General features: G+C 67.4%; 24 protein-coding genes and 1 pseudogene. 9 read left to right on the top strand and 16 right to left on the bottom strand.

Features of this window, described 5'->3' with window-relative positions; all coding sequences use genetic code 11:
* Positions 1-32 precede the first annotated feature (32 nt).
* Genes HSX43_RS15165 through HSX43_RS15155 form a run of 4 tightly spaced genes read left to right on the top strand, consistent with a single transcriptional unit; the run spans position 33 to position 4,235 of the window.
* The gene (locus HSX43_RS15165; RefSeq protein WP_179380975.1) at positions 33-2,096 is read left to right on the top strand and encodes a flagellar biosynthesis protein FlhA; all 2,064 of its coding nucleotides are present in this window, start codon (positions 33-35) and stop codon (positions 2,094-2,096) included.
* The gene (locus HSX43_RS19685) at positions 2,093-2,845 is read left to right on the top strand and encodes a flagellar biosynthetic protein FliR (protein WP_235962681.1); all 753 of its coding nucleotides are present in this window, start codon (positions 2,093-2,095) and stop codon (positions 2,843-2,845) included. The genes HSX43_RS15165 and HSX43_RS19685 overlap by 4 nt, the downstream gene beginning before the upstream one ends.
* Positions 2,842-3,915 (top strand): EscU/YscU/HrcU family type III secretion system export apparatus switch protein, encoded by a 1,074-nt coding sequence (locus HSX43_RS15160; RefSeq protein ID WP_328795427.1) that lies wholly within the window; start codon positions 2,842-2,844, stop codon positions 3,913-3,915. The genes HSX43_RS19685 and HSX43_RS15160 overlap by 4 nt, the downstream gene beginning before the upstream one ends.
* The gene (locus HSX43_RS15155) at positions 3,912-4,235 is read left to right on the top strand and encodes a hypothetical protein (RefSeq protein ID WP_179380973.1); all 324 of its coding nucleotides are present in this window, start codon (positions 3,912-3,914) and stop codon (positions 4,233-4,235) included. The genes HSX43_RS15160 and HSX43_RS15155 overlap by 4 nt, the downstream gene beginning before the upstream one ends.
* Positions 4,236-4,242: 7 nt before the next feature.
* Here the strand turns inward: HSX43_RS15155 and HSX43_RS15150 are convergent, their stop codons facing one another.
* From HSX43_RS15150 to HSX43_RS15110, 9 genes are read right to left on the bottom strand one after another with little or no spacing between them, the layout of a single operon-like run.
* A complete protein-coding gene (locus HSX43_RS15150) occupies positions 4,243-4,692 on the bottom strand; it encodes a hypothetical protein (protein WP_179380972.1) in 450 nt (149 codons plus the stop codon).
* 3 nt (positions 4,693-4,695) lie between these two features.
* Entirely contained in the window at positions 4,696-5,424 is a 729-nt protein-coding gene (flgH, locus tag HSX43_RS15145; RefSeq protein WP_179380971.1) for a flagellar basal body L-ring protein FlgH, read from the bottom strand.
* A 16-nt stretch (positions 5,425-5,440) separates the two neighbouring features.
* Positions 5,441-5,857 (bottom strand): flagellar basal body P-ring formation chaperone FlgA, encoded by a 417-nt coding sequence (gene flgA, locus HSX43_RS15140; protein ID WP_179380970.1) that lies wholly within the window; start codon positions 5,855-5,857, stop codon positions 5,441-5,443.
* Positions 5,854-6,639 (bottom strand): flagellar basal-body rod protein FlgG, encoded by a 786-nt coding sequence (flgG, locus tag HSX43_RS15135; protein ID WP_179380969.1) that lies wholly within the window; start codon positions 6,637-6,639, stop codon positions 5,854-5,856. The genes flgA and flgG overlap by 4 nt, the downstream gene beginning before the upstream one ends.
* A gap of 10 nt (positions 6,640-6,649) precedes the next feature.
* A complete protein-coding gene (locus HSX43_RS15130) occupies positions 6,650-7,366 on the bottom strand; it encodes a flagellar hook-basal body complex protein (RefSeq protein ID WP_179380968.1) in 717 nt (238 codons plus the stop codon).
* Between the two features lie 2 nt (positions 7,367-7,368).
* Positions 7,369-7,635, bottom strand: a complete 267-nt coding sequence (locus HSX43_RS15125; protein WP_179380967.1) for a flagellar biosynthetic protein FliQ — start codon at positions 7,633-7,635, stop codon at positions 7,369-7,371.
* 4 nt (positions 7,636-7,639) lie between these two features.
* Positions 7,640-7,897: a flagellar hook-basal body complex protein FliE gene (locus HSX43_RS15120; RefSeq protein WP_179380966.1), complete on the bottom strand. Its 258-nt coding sequence runs from the start codon at positions 7,895-7,897 to the stop codon at positions 7,640-7,642.
* An 18-nt stretch (positions 7,898-7,915) separates the two neighbouring features.
* Positions 7,916-8,308, bottom strand: coding sequence for a flagellar basal body rod protein FlgC (flgC, locus tag HSX43_RS15115; protein ID WP_179380965.1), 393 nt, complete (start codon positions 8,306-8,308; stop codon positions 7,916-7,918).
* A 3-nt stretch (positions 8,309-8,311) separates the two neighbouring features.
* Positions 8,312-8,671 carry a flagellar basal body protein gene (locus HSX43_RS15110; RefSeq protein WP_235962685.1) on the bottom strand — a complete coding sequence of 120 codons (360 nt, stop codon included), beginning with the start codon at positions 8,669-8,671 and terminating at the stop codon, positions 8,312-8,314.
* A gap of 89 nt (positions 8,672-8,760) precedes the next feature.
* Here HSX43_RS15110 and HSX43_RS15105 point away from each other — a divergent pair, with 89 nt between their 5' ends.
* The gene (locus HSX43_RS15105) at positions 8,761-10,104 is read left to right on the top strand and encodes a FliI/YscN family ATPase (protein ID WP_179380963.1); all 1,344 of its coding nucleotides are present in this window, start codon (positions 8,761-8,763) and stop codon (positions 10,102-10,104) included.
* A 37-nt stretch (positions 10,105-10,141) separates the two neighbouring features.
* Here HSX43_RS15105 and HSX43_RS15100 read toward each other — a convergent pair.
* The 6 genes and pseudogenes from HSX43_RS15100 to HSX43_RS15075 all read right to left on the bottom strand — a co-directional run.
* A pseudogene (locus tag HSX43_RS15100) lies at positions 10,142-10,785 on the bottom strand (transposase); the annotation flags it as partial.
* Positions 10,786-11,522: 737 nt separating this feature from the next.
* Positions 11,523-12,308 (bottom strand): DUF1217 domain-containing protein, encoded by a 786-nt coding sequence (locus HSX43_RS15095; RefSeq protein WP_179380962.1) that lies wholly within the window; start codon positions 12,306-12,308, stop codon positions 11,523-11,525.
* Positions 12,305-12,697, bottom strand: coding sequence for a flagellar biosynthesis repressor FlbT (locus HSX43_RS15090; protein WP_179380961.1), 393 nt, complete (start codon positions 12,695-12,697; stop codon positions 12,305-12,307). The genes HSX43_RS15095 and HSX43_RS15090 overlap by 4 nt, the downstream gene beginning before the upstream one ends.
* 13 nt (positions 12,698-12,710) lie before the next feature.
* Positions 12,711-13,082, bottom strand: coding sequence for a flagellar biosynthesis regulator FlaF (locus HSX43_RS15085; RefSeq protein ID WP_179380960.1), 372 nt, complete (start codon positions 13,080-13,082; stop codon positions 12,711-12,713).
* Positions 13,083-13,195: 113 nt separating this feature from the next.
* Positions 13,196-14,458, bottom strand: a complete 1,263-nt coding sequence (locus tag HSX43_RS15080; RefSeq protein ID WP_179380959.1) for a flagellin — start codon at positions 14,456-14,458, stop codon at positions 13,196-13,198.
* A 142-nt stretch (positions 14,459-14,600) separates the two neighbouring features.
* Positions 14,601-15,116, bottom strand: a complete 516-nt coding sequence (locus tag HSX43_RS15075; RefSeq protein ID WP_456237509.1) for an Lrp/AsnC ligand binding domain-containing protein — start codon at positions 15,114-15,116, stop codon at positions 14,601-14,603.
* Positions 15,117-15,157: 41 nt separating this feature from the next.
* On the opposite strand from HSX43_RS15075, the gene putA reads away from it, so the two are divergent.
* Positions 15,158-18,193, top strand: a complete 3,036-nt coding sequence (putA, locus tag HSX43_RS15070) for a bifunctional proline dehydrogenase/L-glutamate gamma-semialdehyde dehydrogenase PutA (protein ID WP_179380957.1) — start codon at positions 15,158-15,160, stop codon at positions 18,191-18,193.
* 105 nt (positions 18,194-18,298) lie between these two features.
* On the opposite strand, the gene HSX43_RS15065 is transcribed toward putA, so the two are convergent.
* Positions 18,299-19,915: a GMC family oxidoreductase gene (locus HSX43_RS15065; RefSeq protein ID WP_179380956.1), complete on the bottom strand. Its 1,617-nt coding sequence runs from the start codon at positions 19,913-19,915 to the stop codon at positions 18,299-18,301.
* Between the two features lie 124 nt (positions 19,916-20,039).
* On the opposite strand from HSX43_RS15065, the gene HSX43_RS15060 reads away from it, so the two are divergent.
* The 3 genes from HSX43_RS15060 to HSX43_RS15050 all read left to right on the top strand — a co-directional run bounded on the left by HSX43_RS15060 (position 20,040) and on the right by HSX43_RS15050 (position 23,449).
* Positions 20,040-21,269: a TRAP transporter substrate-binding protein gene (locus HSX43_RS15060; RefSeq protein WP_179380955.1), complete on the top strand. Its 1,230-nt coding sequence runs from the start codon at positions 20,040-20,042 to the stop codon at positions 21,267-21,269.
* Positions 21,270-21,407: 138 nt separating this feature from the next.
* A complete protein-coding gene (locus HSX43_RS15055; RefSeq protein ID WP_179380954.1) occupies positions 21,408-22,094 on the top strand; it encodes a TRAP transporter small permease in 687 nt (228 codons plus the stop codon).
* The gene (locus HSX43_RS15050; RefSeq protein WP_179380953.1) at positions 22,091-23,449 is read left to right on the top strand and encodes a TRAP transporter large permease; all 1,359 of its coding nucleotides are present in this window, start codon (positions 22,091-22,093) and stop codon (positions 23,447-23,449) included. The genes HSX43_RS15055 and HSX43_RS15050 overlap by 4 nt, the downstream gene beginning before the upstream one ends.
* The last annotated feature ends 4 nt before the right edge of the window (positions 23,450-23,453 follow it).

Genomic DNA, 23,453 nt, shown 5'->3' with positions numbered 1-23,453 from the left:
GCTCGGGAGCATCCCTGCCCGAGGAGCCGCGAATGAGAGCCATCTTCCAGCCGACCGTCCTTCTGGCGCTGGCACTCATGGCGGTGATCCTGATGATGGTCCTGCCGATGCCGTCGTGGATCCTCGACATCGGGCTCTCGGCCAGCTTCGCGATCGCCATCCTGATCTTCACCACGACGCTCTTCATCGAGCGCCCGCTCGACTTCTCGGCCTTCCCGACAGTTCTCCTGGCGAGCCTCATGCTACGGCTGTCGCTCAACGTGTCGTCGACGAAGCTCATCATCGGCGAAGGCCACACCGGAACCGATGCCGCCGGATCCGTCATCGAGGGTTTCGCCTCCTTCGTGATGGGCGGCAGCGTGGCGCTCGGCCTCGTGGTCTTCGGCGTCCTGCTGATCGTCAACTTCATGGTCATCACCAAGGGCGCGACCCGGATGGCCGAAGTCGGGGCACGCTTCGCGCTCGACGGGATGCCGGGCAAGCAGCTCGCCATCGACAGCGACATGTCCGCCGGGGCCATCGACCACGAGGAGGCCAAGCGCCGCCGCGAGACGGAGCTGGCCGAGACCACCTTCTTCGGCTCGCTCGACGGCGCATCGAAGTTCGTCAAGGGCGACGCCATCGCCGGACTGTTGATCACGATCCTCAACCTCGTCGTCGGGCTCTCGGCCGGGATGATCGTCCACGGGATGCCCCTTGGCGAAGCAGTCGAGACCTACGCCATCCTGACGGTGGGTGACGGTCTGGTCTCGCAGATTCCCGCCGTCATCATCTCGATCGCTTCGGGGCTTCTGCTCGCGCGGGGCGGCGGCACCGGGGCCGTCGACACCGAAATCGTCGCGCAGATTGGTCGGCACCCTGCGGCGCTCGGAACGGTGGCGCTCATCATGCTCGTCTTCGCCCTCGTGCCCGGCTTGCCGTTCCTGCCCTTCACGCTGGGCGCGCTCATCCTCGCGACGATCGCCGGGCTGCGCTGGCGGGCCATCCGCGCCGCCGAGGAGGCCCCCGAAGCCGACACGGCCGAAGACCTGCCACCGGAACGGCAGATTGGCGATGTGCTTGCGCTCGACGACATTCGCGTCGAGTTCGCGCTCGACCTCGTCGATCTCGCGCTCGACCCGGGCAGCGGCCTCGAAAGCCGGATCACCGGCCTGCGCAACCATATCGCCGAATCCTTCGGCATCATCCTGCCCGAGATCCGCCTGACCGACGATCAGGGCCTGTCCTCGGGCACCTACGTCATCCGCATCCACGGCGTCGAAGCCGCACGCGACAGGCTGGAGCGCGATCACGTCCTGATCCTGACCGGCACGGGCACGCCCGACACCGTGCCCGGACGCGCCGTGAAGGAGCCGGTCTACGGGGCACCGGCGAAGTGGATCCCGAAGGACGCCGCCGCCGACCTCATCGGCGAGACCATCGTGACGCCGGGCGAGGTGCTGGCGACCCATCTGCTGGAGGTCATCAAGTCGAACTTCCCGAGACTCTTCGGGCTGAAGGCCCTGCGACAGCTACTCGACGCCTTCGCCCGCGTCTCCTCGCCCGAGAAGTCCGTCGCCAACCGCAATCTCCTCGACGAGATCGTGCCCGCCAAGGTCTCGCACGAGCTGCTCCTCGAGGTGCTTCGCCTGCTGCTGGCCGAGCGGGTTTCGGTGCGAAACCTGCCCGTCATCCTCGAGGCGATCGCCGAGCGGCGGGATGCCGGGCTGGGCCCCGTCGACCTCGCCGAACACGTGCGCAACCGGCTCGCCTCGCAGATCACCGCCGGCATCCGGCGCCCCGACGGGACGATCCCCCTCATTCAGCTCGACCCGGCCTGGGAGGATGCCTTCGAACGGCATCAGTTCGATGCCGCTCCCGGCCGCGCAGAGGTGGCCCTGCCGCCCGAGATGTTCCAGAAACTCGCGATCGGCCTGGCCGAGAGCATCGGCGCGGCAGCCGAGCAAGGTACGGCCCCGGCGATCGTGACCTCCTCGCGCCGGCGGCGGTTCCTGCACGAGGTCATGGCCGCGCGCGGCCTGCCGAACCCGGTGATCGCCTACGAGGAGATCGGGACGAGCGCGACCCCCGCCATCGTCGGCTCGGTCGCCGCATGATCGCCGCCCTTTCGGCGCTGCACGAGGTCGCCGTCGCGCAGGCGATGCAGGTGCTCCTCGTCTTCCTGCGGGTCGGCGGGTTGATGCTGCTGCTGCCGGGCCTCGGCGACCGGATGATCCCAACGCGCGTCCGGCTCGTCGTGGCGCTCGCGCTCTCCACCGCCATCGCGCCCGCGGTCGCGCTACCCGAGGCCCCCACGCTCGGGGCCGTGTTGGCCGAGGGGGCGACGGGCCTCGCGCTCGGCGCGGTCCTGCGGTTCCTCGCCGCCGCGCTGGTGACCGCCGGGATGATGGCCGCGCAGCTGACGTCGCTCGCGCAGCTTTTCGGCACGGTGGAGCCCTCCTCGGCCATCGGCAACCTCCTCAACCTCGCCGGCCTCGCGCTCCTGATGGCGTCCGGGTTGCCGCTGATGGTGGTCGACCTTCTCATCCGCAGCTACGACGTGCTGCCCTATGGCGGCGTCCTGCCGGGCGAAGACCTCGTGAAATGGGGCGTCGCGCGCGCGGCGCAGGGCTTTGCGCTGGCCTTCGCGCTGGCCGCGCCTTTCGCGTTGGCGGCGCTCGTCTACAACGCGGCGATGGGCGTCATCAATCGCGCGATGCCGCAGCTCATGGTGGCCCTCGTCGGCGCGCCGGCGATTACCTGGGCCAGTATGGCGCTTCTGTTCCTCGCCGCGCCCTTCCTCCTGCTCACCTGGAAGGCGGCCATGATCGCGCTGCTGGCCGACCCGATCGGGGCGGGCCTGTGAGCGGGGAGGACGGCGCGGAACGCAGCCACGAGGCAACCCCGCAGAAGCTGCAGGAGGCGCGGCGCAAGGGCGAGATCGTCAAGTCGCAGGATCTGTCGACCTGGGCGAGCTACATCGGGGCCTTCCTCGCGCTCACGATGCTTGCGCCCGCGCTCGGCACCGGCTTCGCCGACCTCGGCGGCAGCCTCATCCAGAACGCCGACGCCTACGGTATGACGCTCCGGACCGGCGGGGGCGGGGCCGCCAATGCGGTGCTGGGCGAGACGATGCGGCTTCTGACGCTCTTCGTCGCGCCCGCGGCGCTGCTCGTCGTGGTCGTTCTGGCGGTGCAGCGCGCCTTCGTCTTCGCGCCTTCGAAACTCGCCCCGAAGCTCTCGCGCATCTCGCTCCTTGCGAACGCGAAGAACAAGTTCGGACCGAACGGCCTCTTCGAGTTCGGCAAATCGGCGGTCAAGATGACGCTCTACGGCGGGCTCATGGGCTGGTTCCTCCTGACCCATGCGGACAGTTTCGTCGCCGCGGCAGGGCTGGGCCCGCGGGCCGTCCCCGCGCTCATTCCGCGGATCATGGGGGAGTTCCTCGTCGTGGTCATCCTGATGTCCGGGGTCATCGCCGTGGCCGACTACTTCTGGCAGCGGCACGCGCATCTGGTGAAACAGCGGATGACGCGGCAGGAGGTGCTCGACGAGAACAAGACGAACGAGGGCGATCCGCACCTGAAGATGCGTCGCCGGCAGAGGGCGCAGGACATCGCGCTCAACTCGATGCTCCATGACGTGCCCGAGGCAACGGTCGTCGTCGTCAACCCGACGCATTACGCCGTCGCGCTCAAATGGTCGCCGCTCGACCCGACGCCGCCGGTCTGCGTGGCCAAGGGGACCGACCACATCGCCGCGCGCATCCGCGAAGCCGCCACCGAGGCCGGCGTGCCGATCTACAGCGACCCGCCAACGGCCCGCGCGCTCCATGCGTCAGTCGATGTGGGCGACCCGATCGACCGTGCGCACTTCGCCGCCGTCGCCGTCGCCGTCCGCTTCGCCCGCGATCTCGTGGAGGGACGTCACCCATGACTCGCGAGGAAAAGATCCGCGCCCTGGCCGAACTCGCGCAACTGCGCCGACAGAAGGCTGCGGCCCGACTGGCCCGCGCCCAGGCCACATTACGCCCGCTCGAGGAGGCAGCCGATGCGTTGCGCGGGGGCGACCGGTCGAACGCGACCTCTGTCGCTGACGCGGTCGCGGCCGATCGCTGGATGCAGTGGCGGGGGCGCAAACTGCGCGAACTGACCCTGCGGATCGCGCGGCTCGAGACGGTGATGCAGCCCGAACGCGAAGCGCTGGCCCGGGCGACAGCGCGCAGCGACGTGCTCAAACGGCTTCGGGAGAAGTAGTCAGCAGTCAGCCGGACTGACGGCTCATCGACACGATCAGGACGGCCGCCGTCTCGTCATCGAGACGCGCGCGGACCACCGCGTCGAGACGCTCGCGCAGCCGGTGCATCGACGCAGGCGCGGTGAAATCGCCGTCGAACCCGCCAAGGCTCGCATGGAGGAACAGCGCCTCGGTCAGGCCGTCGCGCAGGATCGGATCGCGCTGCAGTATGGTCGCCCCTTCGGTCTCGTCGGCTGAGACGCCGAGGGTCAGCACGACATGGCTCCAGATCCGACCGTTTCGGATGACGGGTATGACGAAGGGCTCCCGCAGGCGAGCGGCGGCATCGAGGTTCTGCGGCGGCGGCACGGGCACAGCATCGGCGTCCGGCTCGGGCGTGGGCCGCAGGAGGAGGCCGGCAGCCCCACCACCGCCGGCCATCAGGAGAACGAGGATCGCTGCGAGGATCTTGGCCATGGCTCAGAACGGCAGGAGGATGTCGGCGACCTGCTGGCCGTAGCGTGGCTGCTGCACGTCGGTGATCTGGCCCCGTCCGCCATAGGAGATGCGTGCCGCGGCGATCTTGTCGTAGGTGATCTCGTTCTGGCGCGAGATGTCCTCGGGACGCACGTAGCCCGTCACCAGCATCTCGCGCAGCTCGAAGTTCACGCGCACCTCCTGCCGCCCCTCGATCCGCAGGACGCCGTTCGGCTGCACCTCGATCACGGTCGCCGCGACGCGCAGCGTGAGCCGTTCCTTCCGCCGCACCCCGCCGGAGCCGTTCGACGCCGAGGAGGACGACGTCGAGACGGCGTTCGCCAGGCTCGACCCTTCGGGAAGGTCGTCCTCCAGCGTCTGCGGCAGACCGAAGAGCTCGGGGATCTGCAACGATTCCGAGCCGCTGCGGGACCGGTTCGTCGCATTGTCGATCTCGGCACGCTCGTCGATCTCGACCACGACCGTCAGGATGTCGCCCCGCCGCTCGGCCCGCCGGTCGCCCAGAAGCGACTGACGGTCCCCCGCCCAGAGCGAGGCCGCGCGGAGCGGATCGCGCTGCGCCAGGATGTCGACGGGTTGCGGCGTTGCCATGGCCAGGTGCTCCGCGCTCTGGGCGACGGGGGTCAGCTCGGGGGCCTGCCCCACATCGGCGAGACGCGAGCAGCCCGTCGCGCTCAGCGCAAGAAAGGCGAGGAAGGCGGTAAATCTCATGTCTGGCTCCGCTTGTTCATTGGACGACGACCTGACCGGCAGCCGTGGCTACGCCGATCACCGTGTTGCGCGACGTGAGGTTCATCACCCGCACCGGCTCCCCCGCGCCCGCACGGGCAAGCGCCCGCCCCTCCAGCGTGATCGAGAGGCCGCCCCGCCGGAAGACGAGGGGGACGATGGCGTTGCGGCGGATCACCGTCGGGGCCCCGACGTCGCGCGTCAGGATCGGACGACCGGGGAAGAGGTTGACGCGCGCCTCGAGCCCAATGACGTCGCGCGCGTCGTCGAAACCGTCGGCCGTGTCGCGGTCGAGGAACACGAGATCGTCGGCATCGACGATCGTGCCCGCTCGCAAGGGCGCGACGACGGCGATCGACTGTGCCGCAGCAGGGCCGGCAAGCACGATCAGGAGGAGGAGGACAAGCCGGATCATCGGATCTGCGCCGTGGCCGACATCATCTGGTCCGCGGCGGTGATGACCTTGGCATTCATCTCGTAGCCGCGCTGCGCCTCGATCAGGTCGGTGATCTCGCGCACCGCATCGACGGAGCTGTCCTCGAGGTAGCCCTGCCGGAAGAAGCCGAGCCCGTCCTCGCCGGGGAAGCCCACGAGCGGCGCGCCCGAAGCCCCGGTCTCGGAGTAGAGATTGGAGCCGAGCGCCTCGAGTCCCTTCTCGTTGGCGAACCCGACGAGCGTGAGCTGGCCCAGCAGCTCCGGCTCCACCCGGTCGATGAAATGCGCGTAGATCTCGCCCTCGGGGTTGATCGTGATGGCGCGGGTATCCTCGGGGATGGTCACGTCGGGCACGACCGGATGGCCGTCCGAAGTGACCAGAAGCCCCTCGCCCGTCCGCTTGAGCGCGCCGTCGCGCGTATAGGCGGCATTGCCCGAGGGCAGCGTCACCTCGATATAGCCGCGCCCCTCGATGGCGACGTCGAGGTCGCCGCCCGTCTGGCCGAGGCTGCCCTGCGCGACGAGCATGGAGACGGCAGCGGGCCGCACGCCGAGGCCGAGCTGCACGCCCGCGGGCACGATCGCCCCGGTCGCCGAGTTGATCGCCCCGGCGCGGGTGACCTGCTGGTAGTGCAAGTCCGCGAATTCGGCGCGGCGGGCATTGTAGCCGGTGGTGTTCATGTTGGCGAGGTTGTTCGAGATCACCTCCACCCGGGTCTGCTGGGCGGCCATGCCGGTCGCCGCGATGCTCAATGCGCGCATCCCTGTCTCCTCAGAGTTGATCCATCAGACGCAGAAGCGACTGCATCCGTTCGTGTTCGCGATCCATGAAGCCCTGTCCCATCTCGTAGGCGTTCTGCACCGCGACCATGCGGGCGATTTCGAGCACAGGATCGACGTTCGACGCCTCGAGCGCACCCTGCAGGATGCGCGGGCTTTCGACTGGTTCGACCTCATCTGCGCGGAAGGCCGTGCCGGCGTGGCGCTGCATCGCGCCGGGGTCGAGCGGGGTGACGACACCCACGCGGGCCAGCGGCTGCCCATCGGCCGACAGCGTCCCGTCGGGCGCGATGCGCACGTTCGCTGTACCCGGAGGCACGAAGATCGGGGCACCCCCCTCGTCGAGAAGCGGGTGCCCCTCGGCCGTCTGCACCCCGCCCTCCGGCCCGGCGAGGAAGGCCCCCGCGCGCGTCAGATGGGGTACACCGCCGATGTCGATCTGGAAGTAACCCTCGCCCTCGATCGCGAGATCGAAGGTGCCGCCCGTCGTCTCCAGGGCACCCTGGGCAAAACGGGTCTGCCGACCGTTCGCATGGGCGAAGGAAATCGACGGAGCCGTGCCGTCGGCCCGCACCACGAATTCCGAGAAGACGAGCCCCTCGGCGCGATAGCCGGTCGTATTGGCGTTCGCGATGTTCTGCGCGATCACGTTCATCTCGCGCAGGAGGCCCGCCTGCCGGCCGAGCGTCGGATAGATGCCGTCGGCCATGCTCAGAACCCCTGGATGATCGGGACGATCGTGTCGGTGAAGTACCGCCCGAGCGTCAGCGTCATGAAGCCCATCGACAGCCAGAACACGCCGAGGATCGCCGCCATCTTGGGCACGAAGGTCAGCGTCATCTCCTGGATCGAGGTCAGCGCCTGCAGGAGACCGATGGCGAGGCCCACGGCCAGGGCCACGCCCAGGATCGGTGCGGAGATCATCACCGCGATCCAGAGCCCCTGTCGCAGGGTGTCGTAGAAGAGGAGATCCGTCATCGCGTCAGACCGGCATCCGCAGGACTTCCTGGTAGGCCTCGACCGCCCGGTCCCGCACGGCGACCACCATGTCGACGGCCAGCTTGCTCTCGGCGATGGCGGTAACCATCGCGTGGGGGTCGGCCCCGGCGGTGACGGCGGCGATGGATTCGCGCTCGGCCGCGGCCAGTGTCTCGGCGAAACCGGTCATGGCACGCGACGCGGGGGTCGCGGCGGTGGAGCCTCCGGCACCGCTCGCGGCGACAATCGGGGAAAGGTCCATTCTGGCCTCCTTCGGACGTTAGCGTTTGAGAATGTCGAGGAGCTGCGACGACATCTGCCGCACCTGCTGGAACATCTTGAGGTTGGCCTCGTAGCTGCGCTGCGCCTCGCGGGCGTCGGCGATCTCGGTCACGAGGGTCACGTTCGAGCCATCGTAGTAGCCCTGCGCATCGGCCATCGGATGGTCGGGGTCGTGGATGCGCGGCAAGTCGGCCTGCGAGAGGCGGACCGGACCGGGCGCGATGCCCCCGGTGCGTCGCCCGGCTTCGACCTCGGGATCGAACTCGATCGTCTTGCGCCGGTAGCCCGGGGTGTCGACGTTGGCCACGTTCTCCGCGATGTGACGCAGCCGCTGACCCTGGGCCCGCAGACCCGACGACAGGACGCCGAGCGCCCCTGAAAACTCCGACATGATCTACCTCCGCCCCAGCGCCGCGCGCAGAAGCTCGATGTTGTTGCGATAGACGGTGACGGCGCGATTGTGCGCGCGCGCGGCCTCGATCCCGCGCAGGATCTGATCCTCGAGGTCCACGGTATTCCCGTTCGGGTCGGAGGCCAGATCGCGCTGGACCTGCACCTGCGATCCGGGGGTCAGCCCCGCAAGATGCCGAGGGTCGCTGCGGCGCAGGGCAAAGTCCGCGTCGAGCGTGAACGGCGTCAGCGCCCGTGCCTTGTAGCCGGGCGTATCCGCGTTGGCGACGTTGCCGGCGACGACGCTCGCCTCTCGGGCGGCATGGGCGGCGGCCGCGCCGGCAAGGCGCAAGAGGGCGGGCATCTCGGTCACGGGGGATTCTCCTTCATCCGTGAAACGAAGCCTTAAGGGTGATTCCTTTAGAAACCGTTTCGACCAGAGGAGGAGCGCAGATGCCGTCAACCGAGACCGAAGACCTGTTCGCCCCCTTGCGCGCGGCGGTCGGTGCCACGCGGCGCACCCGCCCCATCGGCCGCATCGCCGAAGTCGCCGCGACAGGTGTGCGCGTCACCGGCCTGTCGCGCCACGCCCTCCTCGGCGACGACCTCGTCTATACCGATACTCAGGGGACGGAGCAGCGCGCGGAAGTGGCCCGGGTCGAGCACGAAAGCCTGTGGGCCACGCCCTTTGCGCGGGCCGACGGCCTGCGCATCGGCCTGCCCCTCAACCCCGCGGGCCCGCCCGCGATCGCACCCAGCGGCGCGTGGATCGGCCGCATCGTCGACCCTTTCGGTCGACCGCTCGACGGCCGGCCCCTGCCGCACGGTCCTTCCCGACTGCTGCATCACCCGGCCCCGTCCGCCGCCGACCGCCGCGCCATGGGCGACAGGCTCCGCACCGGCTATGCCGTCCTCGACACGATGCTTCCCCTCGTGCGCGGTCAGCGGATGGGCCTCTTCGCGGGCTCGGGCGTCGGCAAATCGACCCTCCTCGGCGAACTCGCGCGGAGCATGGAGGCCGACGTCTGCGTTCTCGCACTCGTCGGGGAGCGCGGGCGGGAGGTGGCCGACTTCGCGCGGCGCGTTCTCGGCCCCGAAGGGATGGCGCGCACCGTGGTCGTGGCGGCAACGTCCGATCAGCCCGCGAACGTGCGCCGGCGCTGCGCCTTCACCGCCCTCGCCGTCGCCGAACACTTCCGCGACCAAGGCAAGCACGCGCTTTTCCTCTGCGACAGCGTCACCCGCCTCGCCGAAGCGCATCGCGAGGTCGCGGTCGCCGCCGGAGAAGCCACATCCATGCGCGGCCACCCGGCCAGCCTGACCCCTCTCCTCGCGGGTTTGAGCGAGCGCACCGGACCGGGGGCCGGAACGCAGGGCGACATCACCGCGGTCTTCTCCGTCCTCGTCGCCGGATCGGATATGGACGAGCCGGTCGCGGACGTCATGCGCGGGCAACTCGACGGCCATATCGTCCTCTCCCGCGACATCGCGGAGGCCGGTCGCTATCCGTCGGTCGACGTCCTCCGCTCCGTCTCGCGCTGCCTTCCCGATGCGGCAAGCCGCAACGAGAACGAGTTGATCGGCGAACTGCGGGCCCTGCTTTCGCTCCACGACCGGAACGAGTTGATGGTCTCCTCCGGTCTCTACGAACGCGGCTCCAACCCGGAGCTAGATCGCTGTCTCACACTCATCGGGAAGGTGAACGACGTCTTCACCCTCGATGGCCTGCCCCGCATCGCCGACGGCTTCCGCCTGCTCGCCGGCATTCTGGGTCGTCCGTATACCGGGCCGGACTAGGCTCCGGGCTCATGACCGGTAGCTGCTGACTGCGGCCAGCGCAGCGGTCGGAACGGAGTGCGATACGGCGGAAATCTTCGGGGCGACCGAACGTGGGCTCGATGGCGTTGCGGTAAAGGCACCTGCACTAGGAGATGCGGCGCTTACGGTTCTTCTTCGGCAGGACGTTCGGGAACGCGCCGAGCGCCTTCACTGGATCACACGCCGCGTTGGCACCATAACCCCTTACCCCGCCGGAGCACATCGGGCAGCAGGTGCCGCAGCAGGTTTACGGCCGCGCTGCAGTCGGCGACTTTGACACCCGTGAGCATCAGCCGGACGGCATGGCACCAGCGGTCTGCGAGCGCGTGGACCCTGATCTTCGCGCCCCGCGCGACCAGCCGATCCCTTTGCGCCCGCCCGCCGAGCGATGGGCGGAGACGGCGGAGCTGTCGATGAGGGCCCCGAATAGGCGGACCCAATGACCCTTTTCGGCTCGCCGGTGCCAGCGATTGTACGGGGTCTTCCGAAGCCCGGAACAGCAGGGGCACCCACCGAATGGCAACCGAATTTCAGCACGTGGAAGGTGCAGGAGATCACCCGCCGGTCGTTCGCCCGCGGCACGCAGCGGACCTTGTCGGGCAAGTGCGGCTTGAGCCGCCCCATCTGCGTCTCGCTCAACCAGAACATTCTGTGGGAAATGGCCACCTCATTAGAAGAAGGCTGTTCTGGATCGCGAACAGACTGACGACGCTCGACGGTCAATGGGTTCAGAGCCTGGGCGCGGCTTACAGGTTCGAAGCCGAGCGGCCATTGCAATGTCGGCGCGCGCTTACGCTGCAACAGGAACCGGGTCGAAACGGTCGGGGCGCAAGTGCCTCAAAATTCGTTCGGAGGAGGCGGGCCAAGGGATCCTCCAAGCCCGCCGGACGCCACATGGGTTGCCCGAAGCAACCCGGCATATCGAATTTCCTCCATCCGCCTCGAAGGTGCCCCCGAAGGGAAGTGTCACCCGCTTGAAGCGACCCGCCGCGAAGGTCTCTTCAACAGGGGTTCAGTCGGCTCACCGGAGAGCAAAGCAGTCACTTCCTGTCTCTTCGCGATCGCCGCGAGCACAAGCGAGGCACGAGAGCCACCAGCTGGTGTGCCGGGATCGCTGATCCGGCCATCCGCAGTAGCCCAGATGTCGAGGACTCTGACAGAGGCACGACATCCACGACGGTTTGGAGTCAACCAAATCTGCCATTCGCCGACACCTTCGCTCGGGCGCGAAATAGCCCGGTCTGCCGCATGCTTCGAGCGTCAGCCCTTCGCCGCTCCTCCGTGCGCTCCGAACCATGGTCAGGCCAATCGGCCAACAGATCCTGGCCCACTCCGACGGCTCCGATAGCTTCTCGTGCCGACATGCTTCCCCGCGGATCATCCACCATCGCCGTTTGTCAGAAGCCGCGCAGCAGAACGAGGGCGGGCGATGTCACATTCACGCCGCTTGCGGAGTCGTCGAGCGCGGTGAACCGGTCCAGGATGCGGTCCAGCCGACCCTCCGCAACCAGTTGGGGCAGATCATCCGTCCCGAACAGCGCACGCGCGCGCTCCTGGAACACCTCAAGCTGCTTGTCGATCGGCAGTGTTCCGATGGCCGTCGGCAAACCGAGCGCGACCTCCATGACCTTGCGTACGGGGGGCGTGCCCATCAGCGTAAACCACTTTGTACGGTTCGAAGCATCGCCGGCCGCGATCGCCGGCAGCTCCCGCTGGGCGGTAAGGGCCAACCGCATCGTGTCGCTCGTCCGGCCCATGTCGACCTCGAAGCGCTGTTCCTTGTAGCGCGCCGCGATACGATCCGCGAAGTCGGACAGCTGCGTGTTCGGAGTATCGAAATCGCCGAAACCGAAGGCACGCGAAAGATCGCGATACCGTTTGTCGGAAAGGCGATTTGCGAGGGCGTCCGGGGCGATCGTTCCCTCTTCGAGGACCGTGCGGATCAGGAAGTGCGCGTTGATGTCCTCCGACAGGCCGAAGGCCCCGAGCGCGACCGAGAGAAGACGGAAATCCGAGACGAGATCCTCTGCAGTAGCGACCGAGCCGATGTTCTCCCGGAAATAGGCGAGATCGCGCTGCAGGACCGCTCCGTCCCCGTGGGCCGCGCGCTGTGTCTCTACGGTGTTCTGCAGAAAGCGCCAGCCGGCAAGGCCGCCAAGGGGAACGAAAGGCTGGAAGGTCATCGCGCGACGGCGGCGAGGATCTCGCTCTCGCGCTTGCGCAGGCGACCGAGCGCACGGAGAGCCTGGTAGAACTGTCCATCGCGCAGATTGCCGAGGATCGCATCGACGTCCGCGATGTCGCGCGCCTCCACGAAAGCGCCGCGCAGCGTCTGGAGATCCGACAGAAGATCCGGCACCTGCCGGCTCGGTGCGGCCTCTCCGACGAGGACCATCTGAACCGCATGGGTGATCCGACCGACCGGAGTCGTCGCGGCGGCGGGGTCGATCGCGTCGCGCAGCCGAAGGAGCTGCGTGTCGGGCGTCAGGAGACGGAGCCTGGCACCGCGACCCGCGTTCTCGATGACCGCGCCGTTGACGACGATCCGGTCGCCGGCGGGAAACTTGAGCATGAGACCCGCCACGTCAGGTTGCCCCGGCAGAGAGGCCGGCGGCGACGCGACGGTTGATCTCGCAGAGAACGCCGGGGTCGCCGGAGCCGCCGAGGACGGCACTGGTATGTCGATCCACGAAGCCGGCGAGACTCAAAAGGCTCGCACGCAACTGGTCGGGCATGGCGTTCATATCGTCGGCACAGGCCACCGCGGCAGCGCGCCAGAGACGGCGATTGTCGTTGAGCAGAGAGATGCGGAGAGACGGCGCGGCGGCGGGATCGGCGAAGACCTGTTCCATTCGTCGGGTGACCTTGGCGAAGACGAGCGCTTCGGCGCGTCCCGGGGACGTCATGCTGGCATCGAGTGTGGCGTAGGCCGCGATGGCCTGTTGTGGATGACCCATGGTGTCGGTGTCTCACTTTTAGCGAGCTTCGCGCGGAGGCGAAGAGGCGGCGCTTCGCGCCATTGGTCGAACCTCGGTCGTCCCCCGGACAGATCCGGGGGACGGGGTTCGGGTTAGCGGAACAGCGCGAGGATCGACTGCGGTGCCTGATTGGCGATCGACAGCGATTGCGTCGCGAGCTGCTGCTGAACCTGCAGCGCCTGCAGGCGGGCCGAGGCCTCCTCCATATTGGCGTCGACGAGCGAGCCGATACCAGAGGTCAGCGAGTCGGTGAGGTTCGAGATGAACTCCGACTGCGTCTCGATGCGCCCCTGCACGGAGCCGAAGGCGGCAGCCGCGTCGATGGACGTCTGGATCAGACCCTCGATCGCGGTCAGCGCGCCGGTGGCACCCGTATCTGTCGTCACGTCGATCGATGCCAGAGCACCGAGGCCCCCGGGGTTGGTGCCCGCGGTGCCGGTGCTCGACGCTTCGATCGTGGCCGTCACGTTGCTGCCGCTGTCATTGTTGAGCGTCAGCTCGGCACCATCGCGGGAGACGGTGAAGCCGGTCTCGCCGGTGGCCGCCATGAAGGTGTTGATCTGATTCTGCAGCGTGGCCGCGACACTGTCGAGGCTGTCGTCGGCCCCGGCGACATACTCGAATGTGCGCGTGCCGATATTGTTGCCGGTGGCCGCGTCGGACAGAGTGATGCGATACCCGATACCGTCGCCCGTCGAGACGATGTTGATGACGTCGTCGCCGCCATCCGCCACGGTCGCGGAGTTCGCCGCACCCGTACCGGCACCGCCCGCCCCCGTCGTGATGTAGGCCGTGTTGCCGGCAGCGAGGTTCGCACCGTAGGTCGCGGGCGTGCCGCCCGTCGTGGCGATCGACAGATCCTGCCGGGCGACCGTGATCGACGAGGAGGCAACGCCCGTGGCCGAACGATCGAGCGACGAGAGCACGTCGACGTCCGCCGAGGACGAGCCGTTCACAAGGTTCAGGCCGTTGAATTGCGCCGCGCCCACGACCGAGCGGATCTGATCCGTCAGCGCGTCGATGTCGGTCTGGATCTTGGAGCGGTCGACGTTCTGCTCCTGTGCGGCGACGATCTTGCCCTTGATGTCGGTCAGAAGGTCGGTGACCGTCTCGGCCGCGCTGCGGGCGACGGCTACGGTGGACTCGCCGAGCGACAGACTCTCGCTGATGGCCATGAAACCCTTCACGTCGCTGTCCATCTGCTTGGAGATGGCCCAGACGGCCGAGTTGTCCTTGGCGTTGGCGACGGATTTGCCCGTCGAGATTTCGGCCTGCGTCATGCCGAGGTTCTTGTTGATGGATTGCAGCGTCTGGAGCGCGACCATCGCGCCGTTGTTGGTCAGAATGCTGGACATGGATTCCTCATGTGGATGGGCGCGCTTCGCACGCCGGAAACTCCGCCTGCGCGGACAATCGACATTCTGCCTTCGAGGGTCTGTCATCAGACCCGCACTCACCGTTCTCGGTAGCCCGGGTCTAGGCACGCAGCCTTAAGCGTCACTTAACGGATCGTGGCGCCGACGGGGCTTTTTGCTTCGCATTCGAACGATCCGCCAGCGTGCCGAGCGGCAGCCCCCGCCCCTCGACCACGGCCTCGATCACGGCATAGGTGCGCGTCTCGCGCACGCCGGGCAGATCGACGAGCCGGTCGGACAGAAACGCGCGATAGGCGGCCATGTCGCGGTGGCGCGTCTTGAGCAGATAGTCGAAACCGCCGGCGACCATGTGACATTCCTCGACCCCCTCCAGCTGCCGGACGAGCGAGGCGAAGGCCTCGAACACATCCGACGACGTACGGTCGAGCCGCACCTCGACGAACGCGGTCAGCCCGCGGTCGAGCGCCTGAGGGCTCAACACCGCGCGAAAACCGGTGATGACGCCCTCCCGCTGCAAACGGCGCATCCGTTCGGTCGTCGCGTTCGGCGACAGGCCGATCCGGTCGGCCAGCGCCGTCACCGCGACTCGACCGTCTTGTTGGAGGATTTCCAGGATTCTTCGGTCGTAGATATCCACTTTACACCAACTCAACCTCAACGAACGACGCGAATCCCCAAATGCATATCACACAAGGGAGGAGAAAGGTGAGAAATCCCGCGGCGACCGCGATAGGATCGGGGCAATCGGAACAGGAGCCCGCCATGCCGTTGTCCGCCCCCTACGCCCCCGCCGACGAAACCCTCGTTCCCGGACTTCTGCCCCACGCGCGGGTCGCCGCCCGGACGCATGACCGGGCCGTTGCCCTCATCGAGGCGATCCGGGGCGCGCAGACGCGGATCGGCGGGCTGGAGGACTTTCTGCGCGACTACGACCTGACGACGCGAGAGGGGCTGGCCCTCATGGCGATGGCCGAGGCTTTGCTGCGCGTGCCCGACGCCGCGACGCAGGACGCGCTGATCGCCGACAAGATCGGGGCTGGCGACTGGGACGGGCACGATCCGTCCGACGCCTGGCTCGTCTCGGCGGCCACATGGGGGCTCGGCCTGTCGAACCGGCTGCTGCGCCCGGGCGACACCGTGCCCGGCGTGCTCGGCGGCCTGACCCGCCGGATCGGGGCACCGGCCGTCCGCACGGGCGTGCGTCAGGCGATGCGCTTCATGGGACATCAGTTCGTTCTGGGCGAGACGATCGAGGCCGCGCTCACCCGAGCACGGGAGCAGGAGGCGAAAGGCCGCCTCTACAGCTATGACATGCTGGGCGAGGGCGCGAAGACCTGGGCGGATGCGAAGCGCTACGCCCGCTCCTACGCAGACGCGATCGACGCCATCGGACGTCATGCCGGTACGAAACCGCTCCCCCATCGGCCGGGGATCTCGGTCAAGCTCTCGGCCCTGCACCCGCGCTACGAGCCGCGCAACCGGCCAGCCGTCCTGCGGGAGCTCGCGCCCGTCCTCCTCGATCTGGCGCGGCAGGCGAAGTCGTACGATCTCAACTTCACGGTTGACGCCGAGGAGCAGGATCGCCTCGACCTCTCGCTCGAGGTCATCGAGACGGTCTTTGCCGATGACGCCTTGCGCGACTGGACGGGCTTCGGTCTCGCGATCCAGGCCTATGGCAAGCGCGCGCTCGCCGTGATCGACTGGGCCGGGGGGCTTGCGCAGGAGCATGGTCAGCAGCTGATGGTCCGGCTCGTGAAAGGGGCGTACTGGGACACCGAGGTCAAGCATGCACAGGTGGAGGGGCACGGCGACTACCCCGTCTTCACCCGCAAGGCGATGACGGACCTCAACTTCCTTGCCTGCGCAAAGCGGATGCTCGACCTGCGGCCGCATCTCTACCCGCAGTTTGCGACCCATAATGCGCTCTCCATCGCGCGGATCGAGGAGATGGCACGCGACGGCACGCGCGACGGAGGGTTCGAGTTCCAGCGGCTCCATGGGATGGGCGAGAGCCTCTACGACGCCGTCACGCGGGGGAGCGACACGTCCGTCCGCATCTATGCGCCGGTCGGCGGGCATCGCGATCTGCTGGCCTACCTCGTCCGGCGCCTGCTGGAGAACGGGGCCTCGACCAGCTTCGTCGCCAAGGCGGGCGACCGCGACGTGCCCGTGGCCGAGGTCGTCTCCGTCCCCGACGACCTCGGCGCGCATCCGCGTCACCCGCGCATTCCGCAACCGGGCGACATCTTCGCGCCGCGGAGAAACTCGCGCGGCGTCACCTGGGGTGACCGGGCCATGCTCGACACGTTGATCGAAGCAATGCGTGCAGCACCCGAAGCCGCCGAGGTCGCACCACTCTCCGTGGCGCAGGCAAACGACGCGATGGAGCGGGCCGCACGCGCCTTGCCCGGCTGGCGCGCGATACCGGTGGCTGACCGTGCCGCCGCCCTGCGCCGCGCGGCCGATCTGCTGGAGGAAAACCACGTCGACCTGATGGCAACGCTCGCGCGAGAGGCTGGCAAGACGGTCGACGACGGCATCGCCGAGGTCCGGGAAGCGGTGGACTTTCTGCGCTACTATGCCGACGAGGCCCAGACGCTCTGCGCCCCGCGCGACCTGCCGGGGCCGACGGGCGAGGCCAACCGCTGGACGGCGCGGGGGCGGGGCGTCTTCGTGACGATCGCGCCCTGGAACTTCCCGCTGGCGATCTTCCTCGGTCAGACGGCGGCAGCGCTCGCCGTGGGCAACACCGTGGTCGCCAAGCCGGCCCCGCAGACCCCGCGCATCGCGGCGCAGGCTGTGGCACTTCTCCACCGCGCCGGCGTGCCGAAGGACGCGCTGATCCTCGCACCGGGCGGCCCCGAAATCGGCAAGGCACTGACGGAAAACGAAAACCTCGCCGGCGTCGCCTTCACCGGGTCGACGGCGACGGCGCGGGCGATCAACCGGGCGCTGGCCGAGCGCGACGGCCCGATCCTGCCTCTGATCGCCGAGACCGGCGGCGCGAATGCCATGATCGTGGACGCAACCGCCCTGCCCGAACAGGTCACGCGCGACGTGGTCGCCTCGGCCTTCCGCTCGGCGGGGCAGCGATGCTCGGCCTGCCGGATCGTCTATATTCAGGAGGACGTCGCCGACCGGATGCTCGAAATGATCGAGGGAGCCGCCGCCGCGCTGACGCTGGGCGACGGGCTCGACCCGGCGACCGACGTCGGCCCCATCATCGACCAAGACGCGCTGAGTAGACTGCAACACTATGTTTCGAAGAAGAAAATTCTCTGGCAGGGTGATACGCCAGAGGGGGGGCTCTTCCTGCCGCCGACGATCCTGAAGCTTGGTCGCGACGAAAGCCTGAAGCAGGAGGTTTTCGGGCCGATCCTGCATGTAAAGCGCTGGAAGCAGGGAGAGATCGACGACGTTCTGGCGGAGATCGCGAGCACAGGCTTCGGGCTGACCTTCGGCCTTCACTCACGCATCGACGCGACCATCGCCCACGTCACCGAGCGCGCAAGTGCCGGGAATATATACGTCAACCGCAACCAGATCGGAGCGATCGTCGGTTCGCAACCCTTCGGCGGGCACGGGCTCTCGGGAACGGGGCCGAAGGCGGGCGGACCGCTCTACCTGTCACGCTTCGTGGAGGAGGTCGTCGTGAGCACCGACACCACGGCGGCGGGCGGGAACGCCTCGCTCATCGCGATGGAGGGGCGCTGAAGACCCATTTTGAGCGTTTTGTACAAGGTTCGCACCCCCGATTTGACGTTTTGTACAAACCGCGGCCCCGCCCTCCGGCCCGAAATACGCGAGCCGGCACCCGCCTCACACGGTCGCGCGGGCATCCTCGAGCACGAGGTCGGAGGCCTTCTCGCCGATCATGATCGCCGGTGCGTTGGTGTTGCCCGACACGATCTCCGGCATGATCGAGCAATCGGCGACGCGCAGGCCCGAGATGCCGTGGACCCGCAGGCGCTCGTCGACGACGGCGTCGGCACCGTTGCCCATCTTGCAGGTGCCGGTCGGGTGATAGATCGAGGCGGTGTTGCTGCGGGCCCAGTCGAGCGTGGCGTCGTAATCCTCCATGTCAAGGTCGGCATGGGGGCGGAACTCCTCGGATATCTTGGTCGTCAGGGGCGCGTGGCGCGCGATCCGCCGCGCGATGTTGACGCCCTCGACGATGGTATCGCAGTCGGTCTTGGTCGAGAGGTAGTTCGGGATGATCTTCGGATAGACCCGCCCGTCGGAGGAGGCCAGTCTGATCTCGCCCTTGCTCTCGGGGCGCAGCTGGCAGACCGACATGGTGAAGGCGGAGAACTTGTCCGCCCCCTTGCCCGGGTTCTCGGCCGAGAGCGGCTGGACATGGAACTGGATGTCCGGGGTTTCCAGGTCGGGACGGGTCTTCATGAAGCCGGTGGCCAGACTGGCGGCCATGGTCATCGGACCGGCGCGGAACATCAGGTACTTCAGGCCGATCTTCGCCTGCCCGAAGAGGCTCGCCACCTCGTCGTTGAGGGTCGGCTCGTTGCACTTGTAGACGAGGCGCGCCTGCAGGTGATCCTGCATGTTCTTTCCGACACCCGACAGATCCTTTTGCACCTCGATGCCGTGGGCGCGAAGCTGCTCCGGCTCGCCGATACCCGACAGCATCAGGAGTTGCGGGGAATTGATGGCCCCGCCGGACAGCACGATCTCGCGATTCGCGCGGACGGTCTTCACCTGGCCGGACTTGTCGCGATACTCCACGGCGACGGCGCGTGTCCCCTCCAGAACGATGCGGTCGGCCTGGGCGTGCGTGAGGATCTGAAGGTTTTCGCGCCCCTTCGCCGGCTTGAGATAGGCCACCGCGGAGGAGCAGCGGCGGCCGTTGCGCGCGGTCAACTGGAAAAAGCCGACACCTTCCTGGTCGGCTCCGTTGTAGTCGGGGTTGAACTTGTAGCCCGCGGCCTGCGCCGCCGCGACCCAGGCGTCGGTGATCGGGCGCTGAATGCGCATGTTCGATACCGAGAGGGGCCCCTGATCGCCGTGATATTCATCCCCGCCGCGCTCGTTGTTCTCGGCCCGCTTGAACAGAGGCAACACGTCGTCCCACGCCCAGCCGCGGTTGCCCATCTGGGCCCAGCGGTCGTAATCCTGCGGTTGGCCGCGCACGTAGAGAAGGCCGTTGAGCGACGAGGAGCCACCGAGAACCTTGCCCCGGGGCCATTCGATCGACCGGCCATTCAGACCGGGATCGGGCTCCGTCTTGTAGCACCAGTCGACGCTCGGATTGTGGATCGTCTTGAAATAGCCGACCGGGATGTGGATCCAGGGGTTCCAGTCGCGCCCCCCGGCTTCGAGCAGGATGACCTTGTTTTTGGGATCCGCCGACAGTCGGTTCGCCAGCACGCACCCTGCCGATCCGCCGCCGACAACAACATAATCTGCCGTGTGGTCCGCCATTTAAGGTCCTCCCAACCTTGTTTTTCAAGCCGATCCCAAAAGAAAGGCTTGTCAGACACAGCTTAGAATGCTGATTATTGAGACTGCAAGTATCATATTTGCAACCTAAGGGAGGTACAACGATATGAAAGCGTCCAACGCGCTGCGGGGGATTTCTCGCCGCGACCTGTTCAAACTGTCGGGACAATACGGAATGTCGTCCGTCCTGCTCGGGGCGTCCGCCCTGACCGGGGCGGTGACGATCGCCGATGTCGCCAAGGCGGCGGAATCGTCCTACGAGAAGCGCTTCGCCAAGGAGCCCAAGCACACGTTCAAGCTCGGCGCGGCCGGCTTCAACCAGCGTAACCTGCTGATCGAGCGCGCCGGCGTCCTCGAGTTCGCCCGCGATCTCGAAAGCCGCACCGACGGCGAGATCCGCGTCGAGTTCATCGGCGACAACCAGATCTGCGGCCAGACCTCCTGCGTGGAGAAGACGCAGTCGGGCATCGTCGACATGTACGCCGCCTCGACCCAGAACTCGGCCGGCGGCGCGCCCTATCTGAACGTGCTCGACTACGCCTACATGTTCCGCTCGCGCGCGGATCAGTACTATTTCCTCTACTCGCCCGAGTCGGTTGCCCTGCTGCGCGACCCGCTCGAGAAGCGGCACGGCCTGAAGTTCCTCTTCAGCCATGCGGAACTGCGCGGCCTGCAGATGGGCTCCTCGTTCCAGGATCGCGAGACGGTGACGAGCATCGAGGAGCTCTTCGGCACCAAGAACCGCGTGACCGGCACGCAGCTCGGCCGCATCGCGATGGACCTTCTGAACCTGAACCCGGTGCCGGTGGCCTGGGAAGAGACGCTCGACGGCCTCAAGCAGGGCCTGATCGACGGCGCAGAGACCTGGGCCTCGGCCGTGGCCTACGCCAACATGTCGCCGGTCGTCTCGCAGTCGGTCGACCTGCGCTTCTTCTGCGGCACGGAGCACACCTCCATGTCGGCCTCGGCCTTCGACAGCCTGTCGGGCGAGCTGCAGGATGCGGTGATGGAATCGTCCTATCTCGCGCAGGTGCATGTCCAGGCCGCCAACGAGGCCGCGCTCGTGAACACCGTCGGTGCCTCGAACCCGCAGAAGCCGAACACGATCTTCGCCGAGAACGGCGTGCGCGTCGCCGAGCTCGACGCCGAGCAGATCAAGATGGCCGAGGAAATGTGCTCGCCCGAGTTCCAGCCGGAGCCCTGGGCGCAGTGGCGCGAGCGTCTCAACAACTGGTCGGGTGGTCGCGACACCTACCAGGAGATCTACGACGTCGCCCGCCAGAACACCCATACGCTGGCCGAGAACGTCGAGCCGCGCCGCTGGTGGAAGGCCTGATCCCACGGGATCGGAAAGACACGGAATCGGGCGCGTTCTTCGCGCCCGATTTCATGATGGGAGACAGGCCGCCGCCCGCGGCCTAACATCCCCAAAGCGGCCGGGAGGGGTCGCGACGACAAACGGGAGGGCATGTCGATGGGCCTGTTCGACGGCATAGGGGCAATCCTGGCGGGATTGTCCGAATGGATCTTCAACAACGATGCCTGGATGCTCGCCGATGCGTTGCGCCAGCACGGACCCTCGCTCTGGGTGCTCGGCTTCCTCGTCGTCCTGTTCGGCGGGCTCGGGGTCATGGCGCTCAATCGCGCGGTGCCCTTCGTCGAGAAATACCTCGAGCCGACCGTGATGGTCATCAGCTACCTGGCGATCGGCCTCATCATCTTCGCCGGGGTCATCCAGCGCTTCTACCTGTCGGGGCAGCCGCCCTGGTCGACGACGCTGCCGCCGTTCCTGTTCCTCATCATGACCTGGGTGGGCTGCAGCTATAACGTCAAGCTGCGCACGCATCTCGCCTTCGCCGAGTTCCGCACCGCGATGAAGCCCGGCGGGCAGATCGCCTGCCTCGTGCTCGATGCCGTGCTCTGGCTCGGTTTCGCCTGGATCGTCGTGGTGACCACGATGCAGGAGACGGTCAACGCCGCGTCCAACTTCCGCTTCATGGCGGGCACCGACAACGTGATGCAGTGGTGGTTCCTGATCTCCGTGCCGCTGGCCTTCGTCCTGCTCTCGGGCCGCGTGTTCGAGAACCTCTTTACCGACCTGAAGAATTACCGCACGGGCAACACGCTCATCGAGCAGGCCGTGATCGGAGGTGACACATGAGCGACGGAACCCTCATCACGCTGATCTCGATCGGCGTCACGATCCTGTTCATGCTGGGCGTCCCGGTGTTCCTGGTGATCGGTTACTGGGTCATCGGCATGTCCTTCGTGCTGGCCCTGCCGCTGCTGAACATCGGCGCGGCGCTGGCCGACGTCTTCACCGACGGCTTCGCGCTCCTCGCGATGCCGCTCTTCATCCTGACGGGCGACCTCATCAACCGGTCGGGCATCGCCCGGCGGCTGTCGGACTACGCCTACGCCTGCCTCGGCTGGATCCGCGGCGGCCTCTCGATGGCGGCGCTCGGGGCCTGCGGCCTCTTCGCGGCGATCTCGGGCTCGAACTCGGCCACCACGGCCACCATCGGCTCCATGCTGCATCCCGAGATGGTCAAGGGCGACTACGACGAGCGCTTCTCGGCGGCCACCGCGGCCGCGGGCGGCACCGTGGGCATCATCATCCCGCCGTCGATCATCTTCATCGTCTACGGCTTCCTTCTGAACCTGCCGATCTCCGACCTCTTCGTCGCGGGCATCATCCCTGGCACGCTCATGGTCGTCGCGATGATGACCGCGGCGTTCCTGCTGGCGTGGAAGAACAAGTGGGGCGTTCTGATCGGCCTGTCGCCCTCGCGGATCATCAAGACCGCGATCGGGGCCTGGCTCGGCTTCTTCGCCATCGGCCTCGTCCTCTGGGGCATCTACACCGGCAAGTTCTCCCCGACCGAAGCGGCCGGCGTGACCGTCGGCTTCTGCATCATCGTCGGCTTCCTCTGCCTGCCGCTCTACAAGATGATGGGCAAGAACGAGGACCGGCCGATCGAGGAGCGCGGCTACGGCGAAATGCTCGTCGTGCAGGGCTTCTCGCCCATCGAGCTGCCGTCGATCACGATGCGGTCGGCACAGATCACCGGCATCCTCGCGCCGCTCATCGCCGTCTCGGTCGTCATGCAGCAGATCCTCTCGGTCCTCGGCGCGCAGCAGATCATCGGCGATTTCGTCACCGGCATGGGCGGCTACTACGCGGTTCTCTTCACCGCGATGGCGATCGTCTTCGTCTCGGGGATGGTGCTCGAGTCGCTTCCCGTCACGATCATCCTCGCGCCGATCCTGGCCCCGATCGCCCATTCCGTGGGCGTCGAGCCGGTGCAGTTCGCGGTGATCTTCCTCGTCGGGGCGTCGATCGGTTTCATCACGCCGCCCTATGGGCTCAACCTCTACGTGGCCTCGGGCGTCACGGGGGTGCCGTACTTCCGGCTCCTGCCCTATACGGTGCCGTATCTGGTGGCGCTGATCTCGGTCTGGCTCGTCATCGCGCTGGTGCCCGAGCTGTCGACGGCGTTGCTGCCGGGTAGATAGGAGT

It is taken from the genome of Jannaschia marina (assembly GCF_013404595.1).
Lineage (GTDB): Bacteria > Pseudomonadota > Alphaproteobacteria > Rhodobacterales > Rhodobacteraceae > Jannaschia > Jannaschia marina.
This window is presented reverse-complemented; position numbering and strand designations above follow the sequence as displayed.